The organism is Streptomyces sp. AC1-42W, assembly GCF_003248355.1.
Classification (GTDB): Bacteria; Actinomycetota; Actinomycetes; order Streptomycetales; family Streptomycetaceae; genus Streptomyces.
In genome coordinates this window covers 896,370-920,018 of the sequence record NZ_QKWY01000002.1, presented here as the reverse complement: position 1 = coordinate 920,018, position 23,649 = coordinate 896,370, and the positions used below count along the sequence as shown (strand labels likewise).

Genomic DNA, 23,649 nt, shown 5'->3' with positions numbered 1-23,649 from the left:
TGCTGTCTTGGTTCTCGATCAGCACGCGTACGGAGCTTGGTTCTCGCACCGCACTCCGACCAGCCTACCCGATCATGCGGGCGGCCTTTCGCCCTGAGGGCGAAACCCCGTTTCCCGCCCTGACGATCGCCCTCACGGCCGGCTCCGGTCATGCGGCCAAGCCCTACGACTTCAACGGCGACGGCAAGCCGGACCTCGTCATCGGCATGCCCGGGAACACCGTGTCGGGCCACGCGGGGGCGGGTTCGGTCGTCATCGCCAACGGCACGTCCACCGGGCCCTCCCACAGCGCGGTCCGTATCGACCAGGCGTCTCCGGGCGTATCGGGCGACCCGGAAGCCGACGACGCCTTCGGTCAGTCGGTGGCCAGTTGCGACTTCGACAACAACGGCTACGCCGACCTCGTGGTGGCTTCACCGACGGAGGCCCTCGGGGATGTCGAAGGCGCCGGAATGCTGACAGTCCACTACGGCAGCTCCGGCGGAATCTACAACTCCACGACCGAGGTGTTCAGCGAGGACACCGATTCCTACCCAGGTGCCGTCGCCAAGGACGAGATATTCGCCTACTCCCTGGCCACCGGAGACATCAACGACGACGGCTACTGCGACCTCGCCATCGGCCAGCCCCTCGACAACGCGGGCGGCCTGGCCAACGCCGGCACCGTGAAGATCATGTTCGGCACGTCCACCGGCCTCAACGCCAAGAACACCATCGAGATCGACCAGGGCACGGCCAACGTCCCCGGCGTCCCCGAGAAGGGGGACCGCTTCGGTGAACAGCTCGCCGTGACGGACGTCAACGGCGATGGTGTCGGCGACCTGATCTCCGCCACCATCGGCGAACAGATATCCGGCAGCTCCGACCGGGGCTCGCTCCACATCCTGTACGGCCCGTTCAAGAGCGGCGCCCCGGCGGCCGGCGGATTCGTCGACTCCGGCAGTGTGGACGGCATCGGCGAGTTCGCGGGCAGCGCGCTGGCGGTGGGCCACTTCAACGACGACGACTACGCGGATGTCGCCGTCGGCGTGTCCGACGAGCAGGTCGGTGGAAAGGGCGCGGCCGGACGCCTCGCGATCTTCTACGGCAGCTCCCAGGGCCTGTCCGCCACCAGCCGCGTGAAGCTCTTCGACCAGGACTCCCCCGGTATCTCCGGCGCCCCCGAGATGGAGGACTACTTCGCGTCCGGCCTGGCCGCGGGCGACTTCGACGGCGACGGCACGGACGACCTCGTCGTCGGCATGCGCAGTGAGGCGCTCAACTCCGCGACCGGCGCCGGCGCCTCGATGGTCCTTTTCGGCAACGCGACCGGCGGCCTCACCACCAAGGGCGCGCTCTGGATCGACCAGGACACCGACAAGGTGCCTGGCGTCATAGCCGCGCACGACCACTTCGGCTGGACGGTAGGCGCCCTGGACACCGACGGCAACGGCCGCGTCGAACCGCTGGTCGGCGCCCCCGGCAACGCGGCCGGCACCGTTACTGTGCTCAAGGTCCGGCCCGGCACCCTGGAAGCGGCCACCGCCCTCGGCGAGGGCGACCTCGGCTTTTCGGCCGGCAGCGACGGTGACGCGTTCGGAGTGGCGCTGCCGCACTGACGTGCGCGTTAATCGGTCGTACGGACGGGCTCCCGCCCCTACAGTTTCCGGCCGGAGGCGGCGACGGTACGGGGGCGGGGAGCATGCGGATTCACTATCCACGGACTCCTCATCTTCCCTGGTCGCCCGGTGCTTCCTCCGATGATGTGCGGATGACGGATCTCCCGGCGCTCGCCGGGACCGAGGTCGTCGTCACGGAGAAGTTGGACGGGGAGAACACCACGCTGTACGCGGACGGGCTGCATGCCCGTTCGCTGGATTCGGCGCACCATCCCTCGCGTACGTGGGTGAAGGCCCTCCAGGCGCGGATCGGTCCCCGGGTGCCGCGGGGGTGGCGGATCTGCGGGGAGAACATGTTCGCCCGGCACTCCCTCGCGTACGACGCGCTGGAGAGCCACTTCTACGGGTTCTCCGTGTGGGACGGCGACCGTTGTCTGGGCTGGGACGAGACCGTGGGGTTCCTGCGTTCCCTGGGCGTCCCCGCGCCGCCCGTGCTGTGGCGCGGGGTGTTCGACGCGAAGGCGCTGCGCGCGCTGAAGCCGGATACGGGGCGGCAGGAGGGGTACGTCGTGCGGCCGGCCGCCGGCTTCCCGGCCGCGTTGTTCGGGCGCGTCGTCGGCAAGTGGGTGCGGCCGGGGCACGTGGTGACCGATACGCACTGGATGCACGCGGAAGTCGTCGAGAACGGGCTCGCCCCTACGGCCGCGCTGTGGGCCGTACGGTCCGGGGCCCCGGTCGACGCGGGCGCCCTGCGCGCGGCGGTGGGCCTCGGCCCTACAGACGCGCCCAAGCACGACGGACCCCCGCACGCCCCGCCGGAGCAGGTCCTCGCCGCCGCCGACGCCCTCGACACCCTCGGCCTCACCGGGGACCACCGCCTCGCCGGGGTCCTGGCCGCGCTGCTGCACACCACCCGGCGCACCGCCCTCGCCCCGCTCCTCGCCGGCCCCCTCGGCCTGCCGCTCGCCCGCCGCGTCGCGGACCTCGTCGGGCTGTACCCGGCGCTCCACCGCCCCTACCCGGACGAGGAGCGGCGCGCCGGGCTGGCCCGGATGGCGCTCGCCGCCGACCTGTCCGTACTGCACGCGGTGTCCGGCGCGCTGGCGGACACCCCCGGGGCGCGGGAGCAGGTCGAGTGGTCGGCCCTGCACGCGGAGGAGGTGCGGGAGCCCGAAGGGCTGCGGGAGGCGTTCGCCGGTCTCGGGCCCGAGGCCGCCGCGCGCTGTCTGGCACAGGCACGGGACGCGTACGCCGCCGGGCGGATCTCCACCGCCGATGAGGCCGTCGCCGCGACCTGGCGGTGGCGGTCCGGGGACTTCCCGCGCCTGGTGCAGCTGGCCGGTCCGTCCGGCAGCGGCAAGAGCACCTTCGGCCGCGCGCTGCCGGGCGTCGCCACGTACATCTCGCTGGATGATCTGCGCGAGGCGCGGGCCTCGCGCGCCGACCAGGGCGCCAACGGTGACGTGCTGCGCGAGGGCCTGGACCGGCTGGACGCGGCCCTCGTCCCCGGCGCGACGGTGGTCTGGGACGCCACCTCGCTCAACCCGCACCAGCGCTCCCTGGCGCACGCGGTCGCCCACCGCCGGGACGCCCTGGTCACCCACGCCGTGGCCTGGATCGACGAGGCGGAGCTGGCCGCGCGCAACGGGCGCCGGGAGCACCCCGTGCCGCCGCAGGTGCTGGCGTCGCAGCTGCACCGGTTCGTCCCGCCCTACCCCGGCCAGGCGCACCGCACCTGGTACATCGGCACCAGCGGAACCGTGGAGGACTGGGCCTGATGCGTACGAGCGAGGAGATCTACCACCGGGTCCGCTGGGACGCCCGCTTCGACCCGGCGCGCTTCGTGCTGGGCGTGGCGCAGCGCGGCCGGGAGCCGAAGCGGGTGCCGCTGGACCGGTTCACGCCAGGGGGCGAGATCCCCTGGCACCGGGTCCTGTTCTTCGAGGCGGACGGCGAGGTGGTGTGGGACCGGGCCACCGGCACGGACCGCGTCGACGCGACGGAGGCCGGCCGGATACGGGAGGCGCGCCGCCTGCCGTCCCCCTACTTCACGGCCCGGACGCCGCACGCGTACTCCCCCGCGACGGGCGCCTGGGAACCGGCGCCCGCAGCCGGGCCGGGAACGGCCGGCCCGCTGACGGTCCTCACCTGGAACACCCTCTGGGACCGCTACGACAGCGACCGCATCGACACCGCCCGGCGCCGCCCCCTTCTCCTGGAGGCGCTGCGCGCGGCGGACGCCGACGTGATCGCGCTCCAGGAGGTGGAGCCCGCGCTTCTCACCCTGCTGCTGGGCTGCGGCTGGGTACGGGCCCACTACACGCTCGCGGCCGACCCCTCCGGGCACGACGTGCCGGACCACGGGCTGCTGCTGCTCAGCCGGCTGCCGGTGAGCGAGGCCGCCGTGCACGTCCTGGGCCCGCACAAGGCGGTCGCGGCGGTCGCCGTGGAGACGGGCGACGGGTCGGTGACGGTGGCCGTCACCCATCTCAGCAGCGACCACTCCCCGGCGGGGGCTGCCCGCCGCGACACCGAACTGGCCGATCTGGCCACGGGGTTGGCGGCGGTGCCGGGCGAACTCGTGCTCGTGGGCGACTTCAACGACGGCGGCGACCGCCCGCAGTCGCGCCTCGCGATGACGGACGCCTGGACGGAGGTCCACGGCCCGGCCGACCGCACGCCCACCTTCGACCCGTCGGCCAACCCCCTCGCCGCGATCTCGTCCTTCTCGGGCCGGGTCTCCCGCCTGGACCGCGTCCTGCTGCGCACGGACCGGCTTCGGGCGCGTACGGCGACCCTGACGGGGGACCGTGCGGGCCCCGGCGGGGTGTGGATCTCCGACCACTACGGGGTACGGGTGGAGCTGGGCCCGCCCGCCGTGGCCGCCGAGGAGGTCGCGGACCGGGTGGCGGCGGCCCTGCCAGGGGCGCGCGTGCACGTCGTGGGCTCCCGGCGCATGGGCTGCGCACGCCCCGGCGCGGACCTGGACCTGGTGGCGGCGCTCCCCGACGTCACGGGCGTACGGGAACGGCTCGCCGCCGCGTTCCCGGAGGCGCGGGGCCTGCGCGAGGTGACGGGCGCGCGGGTGCCGGGGCTGCGGTGGTACGTGGACGGCCTGCGGGTGGACCTGGTCACCGTGGCGACGGGGCCCGTGCCGCCGGCCGAGGCGGTGGCGCGGCGCGCGGAGCTGAGCGAGGCGGCGGCGCTCGCGCTCAGCGCGGTGAGCGACGCGGAGGCGGTGATCGGGGCGACGGGCCCGTACCGGGAGGCGTTCACCGCGCTCGCGCGGGAGGTCAAGGAGTGGGCGGCGGCCAGGGGCCTGGACTCCGCCCCGTGCGGCGGCCTGCCGGGCATCGCCTGGGCGGTGCTCGCGGCCCGCACGGTGTGCGAGGGCGGCGGCGGCCTGCGGGACTTCTTCGCGATGTGGGCGGCGTGGGACTGGCGCGAACCGGTGGGCGAGGGCCCGGCGACCGGTGACCCGCTCACGGTGTACACGCCGACCGCGCCGGTCCGCTCCTGCACGACGCAGGTCTCCCCGGCCTTCCGGGACCTCCTCACGGCGGAGCTGTTCCGGGCGTGGGAGCTCCTGGACACGGAGGACCCGGACGCACTCTGCGCCCCGCCCCCGCTCACGGAGCACGCCGCCTGGGCCCTGGCGTCGGCCGCCCCGCCCGAGGAGGGCCGCCTACGCGGACGCCTCCTGGCCCTGACCGCCGCCCTGGCGGAGGCGGGCGCCCCGGACTGCCGCGCCTGGCCCCGCGTACGGTCGGTGAACGGCCGCACGGGCTACGCGATCGGCCTGGGCGCGACGCCCCCGGCCCCGGCCCGCCTGACGGAGATCGGCACGGAGGTGCTGCGCGGGATCAGGGATGCGTCGCTGGGACCGGCGGACCGGCCGGGGGCGTGATGGACCGCTCTGCTGCCCGTGGCCCGAAGCGTGCCGTTCAGAGCTCGTCGTAGTCCAGGAGGCTGTGCTCCAGCACGTGCTGCCGAAAGCCTCCCGGCCCGAAAGGCAGAAAGTAATCTCCCTCAAGGAGATTATCGGCGAGCTCTTCGACCATGACTGTCGTCAGTTTCTTTTCGCGGATCGCATCGCACAGAATGGGGACCGTCGCTGTGACTCGAATCCCCTCCTCGTCCGCGATCCGGCGCGGCGCGGCATCATCCAGCACGATTTCGCAACCGTAGATCTTTCCCATGGCGAGAACCTCGCACTCGCCCACATTCTTACCACCGGCGACCAGCCGGTCGTAGTAGCGAGAAAATGCGGCCGTGTATGCCATGGAGTCTACCGAATGAACGTGAATCCAGTCGGCTTCGACCACCTGCCGAACGGCAGGCACCTGGTCGGCGGCATTGTAGAGCTCGCGCTTGACGGTGGGCGGAATGTACACGGGCCGCTCCCCTGCGAGGAACCGTAAGACCCCCAGCCACCCCTGGGCAGCGAAGTGGCGCAAGGGGCCTGTGTCGAAAACCCAGGCGTCCTCGGGCACCGTCACGACACGAACCGCCAGATCTCATCGGCACGGCGCACGCGATTACGCGGCAGATCCGAGTCGTCAAAAGTCCCCTGCAGTAGTTCCAGAGCCCGGTCACGACTGATCCGCTCGTCGCGCACCAACCGCAGCACCGCACGTGCGAAACCACGGGGAATCGACGTGCCTTCCAGCTCCTCGATGGGAACCTTCAGATTCAGCTCGACGATGTCGGTCTGGGTTGTACGGAATTCACGCACCGCACTGCTCGTCTCCCCGTCCGCAAGGTCCAGCTCTCTGAGCCGCGTCGCCAGTGTGGCCATGTCGACACGAAATTCGCTCGCCAACAGAATGGCGGCGTTACGCACCTCGTACTGTTCGACCTTCTTCTGCCACTCTCGGCGGACAGCGGACCGAGGCAGCAAAAGAGCACGCGCAAAGCGATCGAAACGCGACTCCATCGGGGCGTCACTGGCAGAGTGCCAGGACACGCGCCAATCGATGGTGTAGTCGTCGGCAACGAGGTAGTGGCCGAGTTCGTGCGCAAGCGCCAATCGCCTGCGCCCGACTTTCATGTGGCTGTTGACGAGACTGACGCCACCACGGCGCAGCAGGATCGTCCCGGCGTCGGCCGTGTCCTTTCCGATATTGCGGGAAAAGGCCAAGAGCCCAAGCGTGGCAACGCTGTCCGAGAGCCGACAGATCGGTTCATCCTCCGAAAGCTCCATCAGCGCCCGCGCCTTCGCGGCGAGCGCTTCGGCCTCGGAGTTGGTGGAGGGGGGCGTGATGCCGGCTCGGGTGACGGCCTCAACAGTATCAAGGCCGAGTTCTTGGACGCCCAACGAATCGACGAACTCGACTTCACCGGCGAGGTTCGCAAGGAGCGCGTCAATCTGGGAGTCGACCGTATCGAGACCCTGACTCGATCTATGGGAGACCAGCGCCGGAACGGGATCTTCGAAGAACGTGAACATACGAACGCCGAGTGCGCCGGCGATGTCCGCCATCTCGAGAGCCGTGACCCGGCGGACGCCTCCCTCGATCTTGTTCACCACCGTGCGCTCAAGGCCCACAGCTTGCCCGAGGTCTTCTTGGCTCATACCCGCACGCTTGCGGGCATCTCGGATGCGCTCACCAAGCACGCGTGCGTCGATGCTAGCCATACGTGCGATTCTCGCACGGCACCCGGTGAGCGTCGAGCCGGCGCGGCTGCCGCCGCGCCGGACGCACTTACGACCGGCTCAGCGCTCGGCCGCGTACGAGACGAAACCCGCCCAGGCGCCCTGCCCGAAAGCGAGCGCAGGTACGGACAGGTCCTTGGAGTCACGGACATGCACGGCGCCCGGCGCAGCCGCGACCTCAACGCAGGAGTCCCCCTCGCTGCCGCTGCTGTAACTGCTCTTGAACCACTCCAGCTCGAAGGCTGTCCCGGCACTTGACCTGTGCATCATGTTTCTCTCCGCACTTGCTTAACGAAGGCCAGGGACTCCTCCGGCGTCAGAGCCCGAGCCCGGATGATGCCGAACCGTAGCTTTAGGATACGAAGCTGCTCGGGTTGCGCGGTCGGCCTTCCCACGAACTCGTCGTCCGCACGGCCGATCGCCGTCCCATCAGCGAACTTAAGCACCTGAATCCGTCCCCCCGTTCCTGGGTGGACCCACCGGGACGTCGGCATCACCTGGATGTCCACGAAGGGCGACTCGCCCAATCGCAGCAAGTTTTCGAGCTGCCGGCGCCAAACCGTCACACCCCCGACCGGGCGGCGCAGCGAGGATTCCTCCTGCACGCAGCTGAGCTCGGGTGCCCGCCCCGACACCTGAGCTGAGAGGGCGCCGTGCCGAGGTGACCGGTATCTCGACCAATCACAACGCGCTGTGCTTCTGCATGACTCGCTCCGCCGCTGCGCCACCGACTTGCACGGCGTCCAAGAGTTTCCGTTTCAGCGCGGACGGCATACTCCCGCCTCCCAGGCCAGCGGTCGAGACGGCCTCGGACAGCAGGCAGCGGTCTCTCTCGCTCATCCGCTCGGGGCAAACCGTGTGCGCGAGCACCTCCCGGGCAACGTATCCGTCACCGGAGGCCACCGCATCGCGAACGAGGCGGCGGGCGATCTCGGCGCGACCGGTATCCGGGCAGAGGTCGAGCACCGTGAGCCCGACGCGCGTGCGGAACACGACCAGCTCGGAGGTCGCTTCGAGATTCAGGTATTCCGCCGCCGCCTTCGAGGCCGCCTCTGCCGGTGGCTCTCCGACCGTCGCAAGGCACAGCAGCGCGAGGCACTCGGCAACGGGCCGTTCCCAGGTTTCGCCTGGCGTGCTCTCCTCCAGAGTCCGGAGCGCCGATGTCGGGTCGCCCCCGAGGCAGAGTGACACGATCTCCACCTGGCGGCCGTCGAAGAGGCGGCGGCCGATCCCCTTGTGCTGCACGGCGTGTGCCCGTACGCGTTCCCACTGGTTGGCCGCGACGAGAGCGCGCGTGCCGTCGCCCAGCAGCACCGTCCAGAGCCACTGGCAGACCGTTCGCCGGTCTTCGGCCGTCGTGGTCAGGTCCCGGAAGGAGATGGTGCGCCCGTCGATCACCACGTCCGACTGTCGCTTCACCGCCTGGTTCAGGGCGTCGAGCAACTGGTAGGCGCCTTCACCGTCGCCGTCTCGGATGTTCAGCCGGGCAAGGTTGACGAGGGGTTCCAGTGCGTACCGTGCTTCCTGCGCGCCCAGGGGCTGGGCGCGCAGGAAGATCTCCGCGTGACGCCAACACAGATCACGGGCCAGGTCGGGTAATCCACAGTCGCTGGCGATCAAAGCTGCCCGGTTCAGCGCCGCGGCACAGGTGCCGAGGTCACCGTTCTGCTCCGCGCTCCGAGCGAGATCGTGAATCTCCTGTACCCGCTCGGCAAGCGGCAGGCACGCGGGCCGCGGCCGAGGTACCAACGGGAACCGCCGCGCTATCCGGCTGGCGTCCATCTCACTGCCACTCGATGATCATGCGGTTGAGTGCGTTGTCGAAGGCGAAGCGGCCGGCCTCGGTCGTGGAGGGTGCGGCGTCGAGGGGCTGGATCTCGAACACCACGTCGTGTCCCCGGAAGTCGCGGTCCCACACGCGGACCTGCTGTACGACTCTGTCGGCCAGCGATGCGGCGTCGGGGCCATGGCCAATGACACCGAACTCGTACAGCGTGGCGCCGTCCGGCGCCTTCTCGGTGGCCGTACGGCGGGTCAGGTACGTGAGCGTGCCGCCCTCGAAGGTGGCGGTCGAGCTGGCGTACGGAGCAGTGACCACGCCGCGGTCGATGGCCTCTCGCGTGGCGGGCATCCGGCTGAGCCCGTTCGGCATGGTGCAGGTCAGCCACAACTCCATCCACTCGGCCGACTCCGGCCCGCGGAAGTTCACGCCGGTCCACGCCTCGGTGCGCGGCTGCGTGAGCACGCCGGCCAGGCCCTCGACATCCACAGCCTGGTCACCGTTGGTCACGAGGGTCACCGAGCCGTCGTCCGTCAGCTTCACGAAGCGACGCGCGTCGTCCGCGATGCCCTGCCTGAGCGGCATGAAGGTGTTCATCTCGGAGCCGATGCTCCGCCATGCCCCGCCATCGGCCCGCTCGAAGGCAATAGAGCGCGAGACGCTGCCACGGAGGCGAAGCGGGGTGAGGAGTCGTCCTCCAGGGGCGAGTTGGTCGAGCCAGGCGTGCGGCACACCGTGGGCACCGACTGTGGCCACGATGCGGTCGTAGGGCGCGTTGTCGGCGTGGCCGAGTGCCCCGTCCCCGAGGATCACCTCGACGTTGTCGATGCCAGCGGCGACGAGCCCGGCGCGGGCACCTTCCACGAGGTCGTCGTCCACGTCGATCGTCGTGACATGGCCCTTGTCCCCGACGAGGTAGCCGAGAAGTCCGGCGTTGAAGCCGGTGCCGGCCCCGAGTTCGAGCACCCGGTATCCCGGCTCCACTTCGAGCTGTTCGAGCATCATGCCGACGATATCGGGCTGGGAGGCACAGCTGATGGACGTGCCGCTCTCGTCGTACTTGATGTTGACCGGCGCGTTCCCGTACGCCTTCTCCAGCGGGGCGTCGGGCACGAAGACGTGCCGCGGCACCGTGCGCATGGCGTCCTCCACGCGGGAGGTGCGCACCGAGCCGCTCTCGACCAGGCGGTCAATGAGCTGGGCACGGAGACGGTCGGCATCGCTGACTTCGATGGTGTCACTGTTCACGTCGCCGACCGTAGCGGTGGGCGACGCCGTGTCGGGGGTGGACGCGACGCTGTCGCTCGTTCCCATGACTACCTCTTTCGCGAGTGTTGACAGGGTGTGCTGGTCTGCACGGGAGAGGCCCAGGCGGTTGAAGTGGAAGATGGCGTGGTGTGCGAGGACGGCGCGCAGTCCACGTACTAGCTCCCCCCGGCGGTTGAGGTCGGCCAGACGGCGGCCAAGAGTGTCGAAGGCGTTCATCCAGCCACTCAGGGCCACAAGGCGGCCGTCGCGGACGAGGTTGCAGGACGGGCTGACGTCCACGGTCATCAACCGGTGAACGGCGGCCTTCAGCCGCGGGGAGGGAGTGGTGCCCCCGTCGCGCTGCACCGCGATCCTCGCCCACACGTCGCCCTGTTCGTACCAGTCCAGACCGGCAGCCCGCATGGCCGTGCTGAGGGTCAGGACGGCCAGCTCGCGCCGGCCGAGGGGGTCGGGACTGCCCGACCGCTGGCGGGCGAGGTGCTCAAGGATGTGCCGACTGTCCTCGTGGAAGTGGACGTGCGCGGCGTCCATGGCGGCCGGGCCGCCGAACGCTGTCTCCTCCGGTTCGTAGATTCCCGGAGTCCAGGCGCTGAGCACGCGGGCGGCAACCAGTTCGTCCAGCGCAAGGTCCAAGCGCTTGGCCGCAGCCGGACCGGCGGGGTGGTAGCGCAGGCGCCAGACGGGGGCCTTTCGCAGGAACGACCAGTGGGTCATCTCGGCGTCGTTCGCGGCCAGCACCGGGAGCAGGTGCTCAACAACCGCGGCCTCCGCCTCGCCCCAACCTGGGAAGCTGAGGATGCGCTGCGGCCATTCGTCCCGTTTCATGCGTGACTCTCCAGTTCAGGCGATCAGGAAGCAGGTGTCCCAGCCCGACAGGGAGGGGCTACCGGCAGAGAAGGAGTGGAGGGCAAGGGCCGTGCCCGCGGCACCTTCGAGAAGTCCGATGTCTCCGCCGTCGACCGGGCCGCGCAGTGCGCTGACGAGATGGTCGGGCGTCATGTCGGTGATCGGCGCGAGGAGGTCGGGCAGGCACTCGGCAAGGCCGGGGATGATCGCGTCAGCGGCGGCGAGTTGCGTGATGTGCGTCAATCCGGCGAAGCCGTGGCACAGGGACAGGTCCGTGGTGGCCGCACGCTGGCCGGGATCGGTCATGGCCTGGAGCAGTGCGGTTTCGGCCGCACGGCGGCGGTCGTGATCTCCTGTGGCTATTGCCGTGAGCTGCTGAGCGCGGGCGAATCCAGCGGTGCCGTAGCACCAGGAGGGGCGGGATGGGCCGGGACCGGGTTGTCCGGTTCGGAGTTGGTCACGGGTGATCCAGTACGGCCACCACGGTCCGGCTTCGCCGTTCTGCCGCCAGCCGTCCAGCCAGGACAGGATGCGCTCGATCGCCTCCTCGTGGCCACGAACCGTGATGCCGCGCTGAGCGGCCAGGGCGAGTACGGCAAGTGGGCCGGTGATGCCGTGGGCGACTCCGTTGTTGCCGTGGCCCTTGGGGTAGTCGGGGGACCGTTTACCGGAGGGGCCGAGATGGCTCCACCAGCCGGGTAGGACTTCACCGTCGTACTTAATCGGCTCCGTCAGCCGCACGAGGTAGGTGAGGATGTCCTTCATCAGGGTGGGGTCCGTGTCGCGGTGCAGGAGTAGAGCGCCGAGGCCGCTCAGTCCGCGGATCGTGTCGAACTCGGCCAGCTCGGGGAACTCGCGGCCACAGTCCATGCGGGCGTGTGCCGCCTGGAGTCGCTGGCGGATCAGCGCGGTCACGTGGGTGTCGAGCGTGGCCCGTGCGCGGGCGTACCGTCCGGGCCGGTCCGCCGCCAAATGCAAGGCGAAGGCGAGTGCGGGGGCACCGTAGTAGAGGTGGGCGTCAGGGCCGCCGACGGCTCCGCCCGCGGCGGCGCAGGCGAGCCAGTCGTGGGCGCGCTGCCATGGTCCCTCCTCGGCGCGGGCGCGCTCGATGTGCAGAAGAGCCACGCCGACGGCGCCGTGCGCGAGGGACTGCGGCCACCAGCCCTGCTTGAGATCGATGCCGCGCATGTCCTCCGGCGAGGCGAGCCGGTCGGCGATCACTGCGGCGGCGCGCCGAGCGGTCTCACGCTGTTCCATGGCCGTTCCCCCTCCGTGCTGTCCAGGCCAGAGCTGCGGCGCGAGCCAGTCGCACGCACATGCGCTCGTCGTCCTTGTCGATGCCGACGGCCCGGATGTGGTGGGCGTGCAGGAGCGAGTCGAGCACGAGATGTGGATCGAGATCGGATTCGTGCAGTCGAGTCCGGTAGCGCGCGATGGCCTGGTCACGCTCCGCCCAGGCCGCGGTGATGGCTTCCCCGCCCGCGTGGCTCCGCAGGGCCACCCACCCCTCGGTGGGGTCGGCCAGACGGACTGCTTCGGCAAGGACGCGCCGGTCGAGCGGTCGCGGATCGGTGATCTTCCCGTACATGGTCAACCAGTCCATGGCTTCGGTCACGCTGCCGGTGAAGGCCGCGGCGAGGGACACGAAGTTCGCGGCGGCCAAGGAGCGTGGATTGGGACGGCCCGACTGGGAGAGCTGCACGACAACAGCCCGGGAGTCTGCGGTGAACACGTTCTCCGCCAGACACATGAGCGGCCCCGTTCCCCACCGGCCGGTCTCGGGGTAGGTCGTGGCGAACTGCATGTCGTTGAGCAGCCCGGAACGGCGCAGTCGCGCCGTCCAGCCGCTGATCCGCGAGACGACCTGTCCCACGTCACCGGATTCCGGGACGGCGACGCGCAGGCGAAGGTGCGGTCGGGGGTCGCGGTAGCGCATGAACCACCACGGCGGTGGCGTCTCCCACTCGGCGAGCAGGTCAGGGAGGTGCCGGGAAAGGATCTCGGCGTGACGCTCCGGATGGCCGTACAGCTTGGCCAGGAGCCACGGGCCGGCGCCCGGAAGGTGTCCGTGGTCGCGGGTGAGCAGGCGGTTGACGGTTACGGGGGCCACGGTCGGCCACTGCGGGGCTCGTCGGACCGTCATGGGAACGACGATCTCGTGAGCGCGGCCGGCGAACCAGCCGCCGGTAGCGAGGGTTTCCGTCAGCACAGCGGTCTCGGCCCGGGCGAGGTGGGCACGCAGCACCGCGCGATGGGCGCTCTCGGACAGGTCCAGGGGAAGAACCTGATCGCCTTCGGTCAGCGCTACGGCCTTCGGCACCCGTCGGCGAGCGCACCATTCGTTCAGGCTCGCGTGCCATTCCTCCCACGAAGCGCTCTCGCCTGACACGTCCGCAGCGCGCAGCAGCCAGCGGCCCGGCGCGAGAATCGCACGGCCATGGCGCACGCGGGGCAAGTAGGGAAGGACCGTGGCGGCCCCCCAGTGGAACGCGGTGACGATCGCGGACTGAGCGTGGCTGATCTCCACCAGGAACCGCGCCAGGGGCGGCGTGTGGGCGCGTAGGTCAAGAGCGTGCACGGTGTGCGGCTCCACCAGGCACCGCCGTGAGAGGGAAGCGAGGTACTGCCTGCGGCGGTCACAGCCCACCGCAAGGTCGTTCAGGTCGATGGTGTGCTCGTCCGCGGTTCGGTGTTCGGCGATGGCGACCACGGCCGGAAGCAGCTCGGGCACACGCGTGACGTGGGCATTTGTCCGATCGAGCGGAGGAAAGGAGACCTGTACGGGCAGCGCACCCGACGCGTTGACCGGAAGCCGTTTCAGGAGGGCGGCGGCCCGGGCCTGGTCGTCGGACTCAAGGAGCGCAAGGAACCGGCCGGCCACGGTGCCGATACCGCGAGAGGGGCGGATCGCGGAGAGCGTGAACTCGCCGTAATCAAGGCCGTCCGCGGAAGCGGCGTTGATCCGGAAAGAGAGCTCCAGATGCGGCGGCAACTGCACGCGGTCCTGTTCGCCGATCTCAAGCTCGGTGATCAGCTCCTCGTCGAGCTCCATCTCGTCGCGGCCATCAAGGGCGGCAGCCTGCGCAAGTGCTAGAAGCCGCTGTTCCCGCTGCGTCAGTGCCTCGCGCGATTCCGTCTCGCTGTCCATGAATCCGGCGGGGAATCCAAGGCCGACATCCGGGTCCACGACGTCCCTCAGCGGCACCAGGGAGCCGATTCCGTATTTCTCGAAGAAGCGGGTGTGGTACTCCTTCCAGCCTGGTGTGCCGAAGGGCGCCGGCGACAGACGCGCCAGTACGGTGGCCGCCCGCTCGGCCTCGCGTGCTACCGCGTCGGGCAGCACGAGGGAGCAGTCCACCTTGAGATCCACCGCCAGCGGGTGATCAGTGTCGACGATCTCCATCATCTTCCGTCGCAACCCGCGGCGCAGGCGTCGCCCGTCCTCCGGCGTGAGAGCGCGGTTGTGCTGGGCCATGCCGTCCCGTACTGCTCGTAAGTCACCCAGCCGGGCAGCAACGGACGGCACCTCGTGGGCGTTGACATCGTCCAGTTGCCGTACGAGGTGGTCGAGGACGTCGAGTGTGGCGGCGGGCGCGTGCAGGCTGCTGACGAGTGCCCCGTTTCGCATCAGGTTGGTCAAGAGGTTCATGACCCGATCAACCTGCACGTCGGGGAACTCGGCCTTCACCTTGTCGGCCAGCAGGCCGTACGTGATCGGGGATCGGGCGGCGTCCAGGGCTGTTCGCACCGCAGCGGTGAACCTGAGCGACACCTCCGCCGTCGGCTTGCCCGTACTGTCCGCGCGCGGCGGATAGGGGACGACCAGCCGACCTCCTCGCACGAACGCCGTATTCGTGGCGACGACCGGCAGCCTGCGCAGAAGGTCAGGGCACGCCTCCAGGCCGCTGATCAAGCCATTCATCCATGCGGCGTCCGGCCGTGCCACCGCCTTGTGCCACGGGCCCCACTCGGCCTGGGACTGTTCCGCGAACTCAGCCGGCGCGACCCCGGCGAAGAGCCCGTTCGGTGTCGCCCGGCCGGTCATCCGCTGGACGTACCGGATCACCGACATGAGGGTCCGGCGTACCTGTCGGGCCTCCGGAAGCCCCGCCTTCACACACAGCGTGTCCATGTGCCGCGCGAGTGCGGGGCTGGCCTGCTCAACGGCCTCGGAGACTTCGTCCAGGGCCCAGACCTCCCTGAGCCAAACGTGCCACTGCTGCACCTGCTCCGGCACATCGGCGGTCCCGCGGTGATGGCCGAGCAGCTCCAGAGGCTCACCGAAGTCAGCAATCCGCCCAAGCTGACGATCCAGATCATCCCCTTCGGCCAGGGCTGGCACGCGGGCCTCGACGGCGCGTTCAGCCTGTACACGTACCCCGACCCGATGGACCTGGACGTGGTCAACCTGGACTACCTCGACGGCGCCCTCTATCTGGAGGAAGATGGCCCCGTTGAGCGGTACAAGCTGGCCTTTGACGACCTTCGAGCGGCTGCCCTACCGTCGCGGCAGTCCATGGACCTGATCTCGCAGGCAGCGCGGGATCTGAAGAAGAGAACTTGAGGCAGGTACACCAGAATGATGCGGCACAACCTCCCTGAGGACGCGTGGATGAAGTCCTCCTACAGCGGCGACAACGGGGGGACCTGCGTCGAGCGACAGATGACCGCCGACGGTGCAGTTGCTGTCGGCGACAGCAAGAACCGCGCGCTCGGTGCACACGCCTTCGCTCCGTCCGTCTGGCAGGAGTTCGTCAGCGCGGTGGCGGAGGGCGACCTCTGACATGAGCATCGACCCCGGCCCGAAGGACGACCTCTACGCGCTCGATCTGAGCGACGTGGAGTGGAAGGGGGCGCCAGGAAGTGACCCGCACGACCGAGTCGAGATCGCTCACCTCCCCGGCGGAGCGGCAGCCGTGCGGAATGCCGCCTGCCCAGATGATCCACCCTTGCGATTCAACGAAGCAGAGTGGACGGCCTTCGCCCTCGGGGCGCGCGACGGCGAATTCGACGTCTAGAAGATCACTGAAATTCTTGCTGTGGGGGCGGGCCGCCGGTGGCGGGCCGCCCTCCGTGCTTCATGGTGTCGCCTGAGTCAGGGTCTAGGTGTCGTTCTTGGGGGTGCCGAGGTAGCGAAGTCTGCGGTTGCCTTACTCTGACAGCACCGCGCCCCCGCCCAGGCATCAGCCGACCGGCGGGGGTGGGTGCTCGCAGGGTCAGCGCTCGGCCGCGTACGTAACGAAACCCGCCCAGGCACCCTGCCCGAAGGCGAGCGCCGGTACGGACAGGTCCTTGGAGTCACGGACGTGCACGGCGCCGGGCGCAGCCGCAACCTCGACGCAGTCGTGGCCGTCGCTGCTGTCGCTGTAGCTGCTCTTGAACCACTCCAACCGAGGCGCTTCCTCGGCAGCGGTCTTGCGGATCATGTCTCTCCCAGCACTTGCTCGATGAAGGCCCGCGACTCCCCCGGCGAGAGAGCCCGAGCCCGGATGATGCCATGCCGTAGGTCAAGGATGCGGAGGTGCCTTGGATCGGACACCGGCCGACTACCGAATTCATTGTCCGTGCGCCCCACGGCCGAGCCGTCAGCGAACTTCAACACCTGAATCCGCCCTCCTGTTCCAGGATGGTCGCCACGGCACGTCGGCATCACCTGAACCTCGACGTTGGGCAACTCCGCCACCTCCAGCAGGCGTTCGAGCTGTTCCCGCATGACGGCCGCGCCCCCGATCGGGCGGCGAAGCGTCACCTCTTCCTGGATGAAGCTCAACTCCGGGGCAGGGGAGCGCTCGAAGATCGACTGCCGGGCCATACGCGCATCCACCAAACGCCGGAGCTCCTCCTGTGAGTATGCAGGCCGACGCGTGGCAAGCAATGCCTCGGCATAGGCCTTGGTCTGCAACAGGCCATGGAGGTTGTGGTTGCCGTAGGCGGAAAGCTCCACGGCCCTCGCCTCCAGCTTCGCCAGGTCCCGAACCTTCTTCGGATACCGCACCGCCGCCAGATCCTGCTTCATCGCCGCGATCTTGCCGCCCGCGTCGCACACCTCGTCCGCCCGGTCCAGGAATTCCGGGCGGGCGATGCGGCGGCCGCCCTCCACCTTGTAGATCAGGTTCTCGCCGTAGCCCAGCCGCGCTCCGAACTCCGCCGCCGTCAGGCCCGCCGACTCGCGCCAGGCCCTCAGTTGGCGGCCCACGGCAGCGACGACCGCGACGCCCGACTCGTCGTCGGGATCGACGTCCCAGCCCGGTTCGTCCGCCCCGACCTCGTCCACAGTCATCCGTACCCCGCTTCCCGCGTGTGCCGTTCTTCCTCAACCGCCTACGTCCCCCGGACGTCACCCCGTACAGCGGGGACAGCACTGGACAAGCTGGGGACAATGACCGTACGTAAGCGCCGAGTCACTGTGCACGGTACGCACGCACGGCCACGCTGAGTAGCGTGAATCGAGAAATCACCCGAACCGAACGTTCCGCTACCGCCCGGCAGTTCACGGTGCGGCTCTCCCCCACGCGCCGGGGCGCACGGCTCGCCCGGCTGCTCACCACGGCGCAGTTGGGCGACTGGGGGTTCCCCACCGAGACCGCCGCGCACATCGTGGCCGAGCTGGCCGCCAACGCCGCCGGGCACGGGCGCGTGTCGGGCCGGGACTTCCTGCTGAGCCTCACCGTGAGTGACGCATCGCGGTTGCGGGTCGAAGTGACCGACACCAGGGGCGACCGGCTGCCCGTACGGGATTTCCCCGGCCCGTACGCGGAGGGCGGGCGCGGCCTGCTCATCGTCGAGGCGCTGGCGGACCGCTGGGGCGTGGTGGAGGGGCCGGTGCCGCGCAAAACGGTGTGGGCCGAACTCGACCTCGTACCGTGACCTGCTCCACCGGGTCGTGGGCGGCCGCGACCCGGTGCACCGCGAACCGGCCGGCCGCGACGTAAAAGCTTTTGAAGAACCCTGAGAGAGAACTTCACCCAACCCCACCCCACCCCGCTCTGACCTGCATCACTCGCGCGGGTGAACTAGGCCGTTCGGGCTGGATTCGGGGCCGGGCGGCTGGCATATGCTCGCCGCGACAACCACAGAACGTGACAGCCCCCGGCGAGACGCCAATCTCAACCGAGGGCCTGACCAACACGGAAGAGATCACCTTCCTGATGGCTATCCCGCAGGTTATCGCGCCCCCTCACGCCCCGTCCGGCGTCCCCGCCGCAGGCGTTCGGCACGTCAACGTCCGCCACGTCTCCGGCTTCACGGTGATCGGCAACCACCTCACCCAGCACCGAAAGCTCTCGCTCGTCGCGATCGGGCTCGCCGCGCACATCCAGTCGCTGCCCGCCGGGGCCAGGGTCGGCATCAAGTCCCTCACCGGCCGCTTTCCCGAGAGCGAGGCCAGGATCGCCGCCGCGCTGCGCGAACTGGAGGCCGCCGGGTATCTGCACCGCAGCCGCACCCGCCTCCCGAACGGCCGCGTCGTCACCCGTACGACCTCCTACAACCAGCCCGGCGCCACGACGGCGGCCACGCCCGAAACCACGGCACCCCCCGCCCCGCGCAGGCGGCCCCCGCAGCCCATTCCGGTGGAGACCCGGCACCGGGCGGCAGCGCAGCTCCTCGCCGGGCTCCGCCGCCACGCGGCGCAACTCACGCTGACCGCCGCCGACATCGGCGAACTCGCCCCGGCCGTCACCGCCTGGTTCGACCGCGACGTGCAACCCGCCGCCGTCCGGCACGCGCTGACCCGCGACCTGCCCGCCCTCGTCCGGCGCCCGGCGGCATTCCTCCGCACCCGCCTCACCGCGCTTCTGCCGCCCCCGCTGCCCGAAGCCCCCGAACAAAGCGGCCCCGAGGTCGTCCCCCTCCAGGACTGCGACCGCTGCGAGCGCGTCTTCCGGGCGCCGGAGCCCGGCCACTGCCGGGACTGTCGCGAGGCCACCGGCGAGACCGACGCGGAGACGAGCGCGGTCGCGGCCTGACCAGGGCGAAACCGCGCGGGCACCGCCGTACGTCTCTCCCCGTATGGACACCGAACCGATCGCATCCCGCCGCCGCGAGGCCGCCACCGGTACCGCGGGACTCCTCGCCGCGCTGCTCGGCGCGCTCGCCGGGCTCGCCGTGTGGTTTCCGTACGGGCGCCGGGGGCTCTTCGGGGCGTTCGAGGGCGAGACCAACGCCGATGTGCTGTTCCTGGGCCTGCCCGTCCTGGTCATCGGCGGGGCCGTCGCCGCGCTGGCCGTCTTCGCCGCCGTACGCGGCCGGTGGCGTGCCGCGCTCGGGCTGGTCGCGGCGGTCGCGGGGCTCGCCGCCGTGGGGTTCGGGTTCGATGTGCCGGCCGGGCCGCAGGCCCTCCGGGACTGCGGGTCGCCCTGCTGACCGTCAGGCCGGATGCGCCTCGCGCCACGCCGCCATCGACCGGTTCCACTCGTCGCCGGTCAGCGCCGTGAGCGAGGCCGGAAACAGACCGTCCTCCTCCTTCGCGATGTGGTGGTGCAGCTCGTCCACCGCTTCGCGCAGCCGTACGACGTCCTCGGCGCGGTCCAGGTCGATCCGGCGGAGGAACGCGCCGAGTTCGCGGTGCTCGGCGACGAGCGCGTCGATGTAGTCCGCGTACTCCGGGTCCTCGCCCATCACCGCGAACAGGCCCCGCTCCTCGCCCCGCCAGTGGGCGACCAGCTCCCGTTCCATCCGCGCCACCAGCTCCGCGACGCGGGCCCGGTCGCCGTCGTCCAGGGCGCGCAGCGCCGCGCCCGCCGCGTCGGTGACGGACTCGTGCTCCGCGATGAACTCCTTGATCAGCGGAATCTCACGGCAGCCGCAGTAGTGGCACATGTGCGCAACTCTGCCAGATTTGTGGCTTCTGGGTCGCTCCTCAGTGCCACGAACCTCTCGCATCGGGCACGTCCGCGCTCACCCCGCCGAGGGCCGCGGTGCTGGACGATACGCAGTGGTCCGACGCCGCATCACTCGCCGTGCTGGAACAGTTGCCGCAGGCGCACCCGCTGTCCCGACAGCGCTCCGCCGCAATCGCGCTCCTGCCTACTGGGGCCTAGCTCGTGGGCCACCCCTCCCCGGAACACCACGTCGCCGCCCAGCACATGATCGGCGCGCACAAAGCCCCTCCGGGGGGGCCGTCCAGCGCGATCTGCCCAACCGCCCCACGTGTCCGACCACTACGACGAGGCACATTGCGCGAAGGCTCATGGCGTCCCGGGCGGCAACTGACGGAACGTTCCCCCATGACTGACAGAGCCCTGAGGGAACCGGACATTCCTCGCCCATAACCGGCCGACAGGCGACCCCGGCAGCACACAGTCCGCAGTTGACAGATAGAAACGATATCGACCAGTCAGACTCCAAAACGGGGTACTTCATGCGAACCGTCCACAAGAAGCAGCTGACGAGCTTGTTAGGTGCCGCCATCGCCATCGCGGCCATCGGCTCCTTATTGGGAGCCGCTCCACCCCAACCTCAAGAAATATCGAACAACACCAGCCTTACGGCAAGTGAGGTCGACGAACTGGCACAACGCGCGGAAGAATATCTCCAAGCACGCGCGAGCATGGTCACCACCAACCCCACTCAGGCCAGAATGTCTGGCATTTCTTCCACCCCAGCCATGGCAAACCGCACTGCGGGTGAATTTTCCCTGCTCGCAGCCAAGGGCGAGCGCTACGAACAGGTGGACGGCGGGTACACAAAAGCCGTAGTGGACGTGACGGTCACGGAATCCTCACTGAACGACATCACGGCCACCCTCCAACTCACAGAAGACACCCGGCTGTACATGCCATTCACGCCTGCGGAAGTCGCCGAGGGTGCTCCCGAGTACGAGGAGATCTCCCTTCCTCACACGGTGACGTTCACCCGGTCCGCCGACGGGACGTGGCTACTCGCATCGGACCACGCCGACACCGGATCGGGTCCGGCACCCAGCACACAGGTGACCGAACCAGATCCGGCGGACGACGCCAGCGGTGGCGTGCCGGACCAGGCCGAGGGCAGCAAGGACGCACCATCCAGCACAGAAGCACTGCCGAAGAGCAGCACAAAGGATGTGAGACTGCAAGCCGGATACAACTACAAAAGCATCGTCGCCTACGCCAATAAGTACTGGAAGAACCCCAACAAGGGGGCTTACCGCACATACGGCAACGACTGCACCAACTTCGTGTCCCAAGCGATGAAGGCAGGCGGCTGGTCCACAGTCGGACCAACCGACCCCGGGCGACGATCGAACAATGCGAAATGGTTCTACACCATCTTCGTGAACAGGACGAGTTACACCTGGGCCGGCGCAGAGAATTGGTACTGGTTCGCAGTGAAGCACTCGAAGCGGACCAAGATACTCGACAACGTCTACCAGCTTGCGAGTTCCGATGTGCTTCAGGCCGACTGGGATCGCAACGGCAACATAAACCACACCATGGTCGTCACCAAGAAGTACAACGGAGTTCCGTACCTCACCTACCACACGACCAACACACACAATAAGAGTCTGAAAAAGATCGTAGCTGATCACGGAGGTGCCTGGTGGTACGCACACCGAACGTGAAAGAAGCCTGGCGATGGCCCCGCCTGGCGCTCCGCAAGGTGAACACACACCGACGGCAGCTCACCATCACAGCGCTGGCAGCAATACTTCTGACCGCGTGCGGCAGTGGTGGGGACTCGGACAGTGCCGCAGCGGCCAAGAAGGGCGCACGCGCTGCGGTGGAGTCCTATGTGGACGCGTTGAACTCACGCGACGCGGATCACCTGATTCGAGTGGGCGGTGTTCCTGATGATGCCCGCGCGCGCCACGAAGCCACTCGGATCCTCGCGGACAAGGGCGGTCGAGGACTCTCGATCACTGAGATTCGAATCGACCTCGACATGGGCCCCGATGCCGGATCGGCAAAGCTCACCGCACAGACGAATTCCGGCAGGACGACTCGGGACACCTTCAGCGTAGTCAAGACACATGGCACGTGGCACCTCGTCGTCTTCGCCGACAGGCCGGTTCCGTCCGACAAGTCGACATCCTCAACGGAATAGCACCGCCCGGCGGCTGAACGTGCTCCGGGGCCGCCGACTGTACGAGCCGGCCCGGGAGAGCCGCGTAACCCGTCGCGGCGGCCTGTACGGGCAACACCGAAGGGCCCCGTCCCACCGTGCGAACGGTGGGACGGGGCCCTTCTTGGTGCTCTGTGCGGAGCTACCAGGTCAGACGGTCACGTACTTACTTGACGATCTTGGTGACCTGGCCGGCGCCCACGGTCCGGCCACCCTCACGGATGGCGAACTTGAGGCCCTCCTCCATGGCGACCGGCTGGATCAGCTGGACCGACATGACGGTGTTGTCGCCCGGCATGACCATCTCGGTGCCCTCGGGGAGGGTCACGACGCCGGTCACGTCCGTGGTACGGAAGTAGAACTGCGGGCGGTAGTTGTTGAAGAAGGGGGTGTGACGGCCACCCTCGTCCTTCGACAGGATGTAGGCCTGGGCCTCGAAGTCGGTGTGCGGCGTGACCGAACCCGGCTTGATGATGACCTGGCCGCGCTCGACGTCCTCGCGCTTGATGCCACGGAGGAGCAGACCGACGTTCTCACCGGCCTGGCCCTCGTCGAGCAGCTTGCGGAACATCTCGATGCCGGTGACCGTGGTGGTGGTCTTCTCCTGCTTGATACCGACGATGTCGACGGTCTCGTTGACCTTGAGGACACCACGCTCGATACGGCCGGTGACGACGGTGCCACGGCCGGTGATCGTGAAGACGTCCTCGATCGGCATCAGGAACGGCTTGTCGACGTCGCGCTCGGGCTGCGGGATGTTCTCGTCCACGGCCTTCATGAGCTCGAGGACGGTGTTGCCCCACTCCTTGTCGCCCTCGAGCGCCTTGAGCGCCGAGACCTTGACGACCGGCAGGTCGTCGCCCGGGAACTCGTACTCGGAGAGCAGCTCGCGGACCTCGAGCTCGACGAGCTCCAGGATCTCCTCGTCGTCCACCATGTCGGCCTTGTTCAGGGCGACGACGATGTACGGAACGCCGACCTGGCGGGCCAGGAGCACGTGCTCCTTGGTCTGCGGCATCGGGCCGTCGGTGGCGGCGACCACGAGGATGGCGCCGTCCATCTGCGCGGCACCGGTGATCATGTTCTTGATGTAGTCCGCGTGACCGGGGCAGTCGACGTGAGCGTAGTGACGCTGCTCCGTCTGGTACTCGACGTGCGCGATCGAGATGGTGATACCGCGCTGGCGCTCCTCGGGAGCCTTGTCGATCTGGTCGAAGGCCGAAGCCTCGTTCAGGTCCGGGTACGCGTCGTGCAGCACCTTGGTAATGGCGGCCGTGAGGGTCGTCTTACCGTGGTCGATGTGACCGATGGTGCCGATGTTGACGTGCGGCTTAGTCCGCTCGAACTTCGCCTTCGCCACTGGGTCCTCCTGTGGAGTGGTTCTGTACGCCTTGCTTCATCGGCGCCAGGTGATCTTTGCTGGGATGCCGGCCCCCGGGGGCATTCTCCGCGAAGTG

At 69.2% G+C, this 23,649-nt stretch carries 23 protein-coding genes; 11 read left to right on the top strand and 12 right to left on the bottom strand.

Going from position 1 to position 23,649, the window contains the following annotated elements; genetic code table 11:
• The first annotated feature begins 74 nt into the window (after positions 1-74).
• From DNK56_RS22145 to DNK56_RS22135, 3 genes are all read left to right on the top strand, one after another.
• The gene (locus DNK56_RS22145; RefSeq protein ID WP_111337393.1) at positions 75-1,598 is read left to right on the top strand and encodes an FG-GAP and VCBS repeat-containing protein; all 1,524 of its coding nucleotides are present in this window, start codon (positions 75-77) and stop codon (positions 1,596-1,598) included.
• A gap of 83 nt (positions 1,599-1,681) precedes the next feature.
• The gene (locus DNK56_RS22140) at positions 1,682-3,376 is read left to right on the top strand and encodes an RNA ligase family protein (protein ID WP_111337390.1); all 1,695 of its coding nucleotides are present in this window, start codon (positions 1,682-1,684) and stop codon (positions 3,374-3,376) included.
• Entirely contained in the window at positions 3,376-5,505 is a 2,130-nt protein-coding gene (locus DNK56_RS22135) for an RNA repair domain-containing protein (protein WP_111337387.1), read from the top strand. Before DNK56_RS22140 ends, DNK56_RS22135 begins: the two co-directional genes overlap by 1 nt.
• A 37-nt stretch (positions 5,506-5,542) precedes the next feature.
• Here the strand turns inward: DNK56_RS22135 and DNK56_RS22130 are convergent, their stop codons facing one another.
• The 8 genes from DNK56_RS22130 to DNK56_RS22095 all read right to left on the bottom strand — a co-directional run bounded on the left by DNK56_RS22130 (position 5,543) and on the right by DNK56_RS22095 (position 15,386).
• The gene (locus tag DNK56_RS22130; protein ID WP_241990054.1) at positions 5,543-5,992 is read right to left on the bottom strand and encodes a nucleotide-binding protein; all 450 of its coding nucleotides are present in this window, start codon (positions 5,990-5,992) and stop codon (positions 5,543-5,545) included.
• A 101-nt stretch (positions 5,993-6,093) separates the two neighbouring features.
• Positions 6,094-7,236, bottom strand: a complete 1,143-nt coding sequence (locus DNK56_RS22125; RefSeq protein ID WP_111337382.1) for a helix-turn-helix domain-containing protein — start codon at positions 7,234-7,236, stop codon at positions 6,094-6,096.
• A 78-nt stretch (positions 7,237-7,314) separates the two neighbouring features.
• The gene (locus DNK56_RS22120; RefSeq protein WP_111337380.1) at positions 7,315-7,524 is read right to left on the bottom strand and encodes a DUF397 domain-containing protein; all 210 of its coding nucleotides are present in this window, start codon (positions 7,522-7,524) and stop codon (positions 7,315-7,317) included.
• Positions 7,521-7,982: a Scr1 family TA system antitoxin-like transcriptional regulator gene (locus tag DNK56_RS36170; RefSeq protein WP_274543558.1), complete on the bottom strand. Its 462-nt coding sequence runs from the start codon at positions 7,980-7,982 to the stop codon at positions 7,521-7,523. The genes DNK56_RS22120 and DNK56_RS36170 overlap by 4 nt, the downstream gene beginning before the upstream one ends.
• On the bottom strand, positions 7,936-9,036 hold the full coding sequence (locus DNK56_RS22110; RefSeq protein WP_111337377.1) for a hypothetical protein: 1,101 nt from the start codon (positions 9,034-9,036) through the stop codon (positions 7,936-7,938). The genes DNK56_RS36170 and DNK56_RS22110 overlap by 47 nt, the downstream gene beginning before the upstream one ends.
• 1 nt (position 9,037) lies before the next feature.
• Positions 9,038-11,128, bottom strand: coding sequence for a methyltransferase, FxLD system (gene fxlM / locus DNK56_RS22105; protein ID WP_111337374.1), 2,091 nt, complete (start codon positions 11,126-11,128; stop codon positions 9,038-9,040).
• Between the two features lie 15 nt (positions 11,129-11,143).
• Complete coding sequence (locus DNK56_RS22100; protein ID WP_111337372.1) at positions 11,144-12,406, bottom strand: lanthionine synthetase C family protein; 1,263 nt, start codon at positions 12,404-12,406, stop codon at positions 11,144-11,146.
• Positions 12,393-15,386 (bottom strand): lantibiotic dehydratase, encoded by a 2,994-nt coding sequence (locus tag DNK56_RS22095; RefSeq protein WP_241990053.1) that lies wholly within the window; start codon positions 15,384-15,386, stop codon positions 12,393-12,395. The genes DNK56_RS22100 and DNK56_RS22095 overlap by 14 nt, the downstream gene beginning before the upstream one ends.
• On the opposite strand from DNK56_RS22095, the gene DNK56_RS22090 reads away from it, so the two are divergent.
• The 3 genes from DNK56_RS22090 to DNK56_RS22080 are packed head-to-tail and all read left to right on the top strand — an operon-like array spanning position 15,360 to position 16,167.
• The gene (locus DNK56_RS22090; protein ID WP_241990052.1) at positions 15,360-15,713 is read left to right on the top strand and encodes a DUF5753 domain-containing protein; all 354 of its coding nucleotides are present in this window, start codon (positions 15,360-15,362) and stop codon (positions 15,711-15,713) included. The genes DNK56_RS22095 and DNK56_RS22090 overlap by 27 nt on opposite strands.
• A gap of 48 nt (positions 15,714-15,761) precedes the next feature.
• Complete coding sequence (locus DNK56_RS22085; RefSeq protein ID WP_342211047.1) at positions 15,762-15,932, top strand: DUF397 domain-containing protein; 171 nt, start codon at positions 15,762-15,764, stop codon at positions 15,930-15,932.
• 1 nt (position 15,933) lies between these two features.
• Positions 15,934-16,167 (top strand): DUF397 domain-containing protein, encoded by a 234-nt coding sequence (locus tag DNK56_RS22080; protein WP_111337367.1) that lies wholly within the window; start codon positions 15,934-15,936, stop codon positions 16,165-16,167.
• A gap of 198 nt (positions 16,168-16,365) precedes the next feature.
• On the opposite strand, the gene DNK56_RS22075 is transcribed toward DNK56_RS22080, so the two are convergent.
• Together DNK56_RS22075 and DNK56_RS22070 are read right to left on the bottom strand one after the other, a co-directional pair.
• Complete coding sequence (locus tag DNK56_RS22075; protein ID WP_111337364.1) at positions 16,366-16,575, bottom strand: DUF397 domain-containing protein; 210 nt, start codon at positions 16,573-16,575, stop codon at positions 16,366-16,368.
• Complete coding sequence (locus DNK56_RS22070; protein WP_111337362.1) at positions 16,572-17,429, bottom strand: helix-turn-helix domain-containing protein; 858 nt, start codon at positions 17,427-17,429, stop codon at positions 16,572-16,574. Before DNK56_RS22070 ends, DNK56_RS22075 begins: the two co-directional genes overlap by 4 nt.
• Positions 17,430-17,590: 161 nt before the next feature.
• Here DNK56_RS22070 and DNK56_RS22065 point away from each other — a divergent pair, with 161 nt between their 5' ends.
• The 3 genes from DNK56_RS22065 to DNK56_RS22055 all read left to right on the top strand — a co-directional run bounded on the left by DNK56_RS22065 (position 17,591) and on the right by DNK56_RS22055 (position 19,513).
• Positions 17,591-18,016 (top strand): ATP-binding protein, encoded by a 426-nt coding sequence (locus DNK56_RS22065; protein WP_111337359.1) that lies wholly within the window; start codon positions 17,591-17,593, stop codon positions 18,014-18,016.
• A 281-nt stretch (positions 18,017-18,297) separates the two neighbouring features.
• A complete protein-coding gene (locus tag DNK56_RS22060; protein ID WP_111337356.1) occupies positions 18,298-19,116 on the top strand; it encodes a helix-turn-helix domain-containing protein in 819 nt (272 codons plus the stop codon).
• Positions 19,117-19,159: 43 nt separating this feature from the next.
• Positions 19,160-19,513: a hypothetical protein gene (locus DNK56_RS22055; protein ID WP_111337354.1), complete on the top strand. Its 354-nt coding sequence runs from the start codon at positions 19,160-19,162 to the stop codon at positions 19,511-19,513.
• Between the two features lie 3 nt (positions 19,514-19,516).
• Here DNK56_RS22055 and DNK56_RS22050 read toward each other — a convergent pair whose 3' ends face one another.
• Positions 19,517-19,969, bottom strand: coding sequence for a hemerythrin domain-containing protein (locus DNK56_RS22050; protein WP_111337351.1), 453 nt, complete (start codon positions 19,967-19,969; stop codon positions 19,517-19,519).
• A 490-nt stretch (positions 19,970-20,459) separates the two neighbouring features.
• Here DNK56_RS22050 and DNK56_RS22045 point away from each other — a divergent pair, with 490 nt between their 5' ends.
• On the top strand, positions 20,460-21,692 hold the full coding sequence (locus tag DNK56_RS22045) for an amidase domain-containing protein (protein ID WP_146610441.1): 1,233 nt from the start codon (positions 20,460-20,462) through the stop codon (positions 21,690-21,692).
• Positions 21,671-22,174, top strand: coding sequence for a hypothetical protein (locus DNK56_RS34775; RefSeq protein ID WP_146610442.1), 504 nt, complete (start codon positions 21,671-21,673; stop codon positions 22,172-22,174). Before DNK56_RS22045 ends, DNK56_RS34775 begins: the two co-directional genes overlap by 22 nt.
• Before the next feature lie 184 nt (positions 22,175-22,358).
• Here DNK56_RS34775 and tuf read toward each other — a convergent pair whose 3' ends face one another.
• Positions 22,359-23,552, bottom strand: coding sequence for an elongation factor Tu (gene tuf / locus DNK56_RS22040; protein WP_111337346.1), 1,194 nt, complete (start codon positions 23,550-23,552; stop codon positions 22,359-22,361).
• Between the last annotated feature and the right edge of the window lie 97 nt (positions 23,553-23,649).

Coding starts and splice junctions, on each gene's coding strand:
- DNK56_RS22145 (WP_111337393.1), top strand. CDS start 75: ATGCGGGCGGCCTTTCGCCCTGAGGGCGAAACCCCGTTTCCCGCCCTG.
- DNK56_RS22140 (WP_111337390.1), top strand. CDS start 1,682: ATGCGGATTCACTATCCACGGACTCCTCATCTTCCCTGGTCGCCCGGT.
- DNK56_RS22135 (WP_111337387.1), top strand. CDS start 3,376: ATGCGTACGAGCGAGGAGATCTACCACCGGGTCCGCTGGGACGCCCGC.
- DNK56_RS22125 (WP_111337382.1), bottom strand. CDS start 7,236: ATGGCTAGCATCGACGCACGCGTGCTTGGTGAGCGCATCCGAGATGCC.
- DNK56_RS22120 (WP_111337380.1), bottom strand. CDS start 7,524: ATGATGCACAGGTCAAGTGCCGGGACAGCCTTCGAGCTGGAGTGGTTC.
- DNK56_RS22110 (WP_111337377.1), bottom strand. CDS start 9,036: ATGGACGCCAGCCGGATAGCGCGGCGGTTCCCGTTGGTACCTCGGCCG.
- fxlM (WP_111337374.1), bottom strand. CDS start 11,128: ATGAAACGGGACGAATGGCCGCAGCGCATCCTCAGCTTCCCAGGTTGG.
- DNK56_RS22100 (WP_111337372.1), bottom strand. CDS start 12,406: ATGGAACAGCGTGAGACCGCTCGGCGCGCCGCCGCAGTGATCGCCGAC.
- DNK56_RS22085 (WP_342211047.1), top strand. CDS start 15,762: ATGAAGTCCTCCTACAGCGGCGACAACGGGGGGACCTGCGTCGAGCGA.
- DNK56_RS22080 (WP_111337367.1), top strand. CDS start 15,934: ATGAGCATCGACCCCGGCCCGAAGGACGACCTCTACGCGCTCGATCTG.
- DNK56_RS22075 (WP_111337364.1), bottom strand. CDS start 16,575: ATGATCCGCAAGACCGCTGCCGAGGAAGCGCCTCGGTTGGAGTGGTTC.
- DNK56_RS22070 (WP_111337362.1), bottom strand. CDS start 17,429: ATGACTGTGGACGAGGTCGGGGCGGACGAACCGGGCTGGGACGTCGAT.
- DNK56_RS22060 (WP_111337356.1), top strand. CDS start 18,298: ATGGCTATCCCGCAGGTTATCGCGCCCCCTCACGCCCCGTCCGGCGTC.
- DNK56_RS22055 (WP_111337354.1), top strand. CDS start 19,160: ATGGACACCGAACCGATCGCATCCCGCCGCCGCGAGGCCGCCACCGGT.
- DNK56_RS22050 (WP_111337351.1), bottom strand. CDS start 19,969: ATGTGCCACTACTGCGGCTGCCGTGAGATTCCGCTGATCAAGGAGTTC.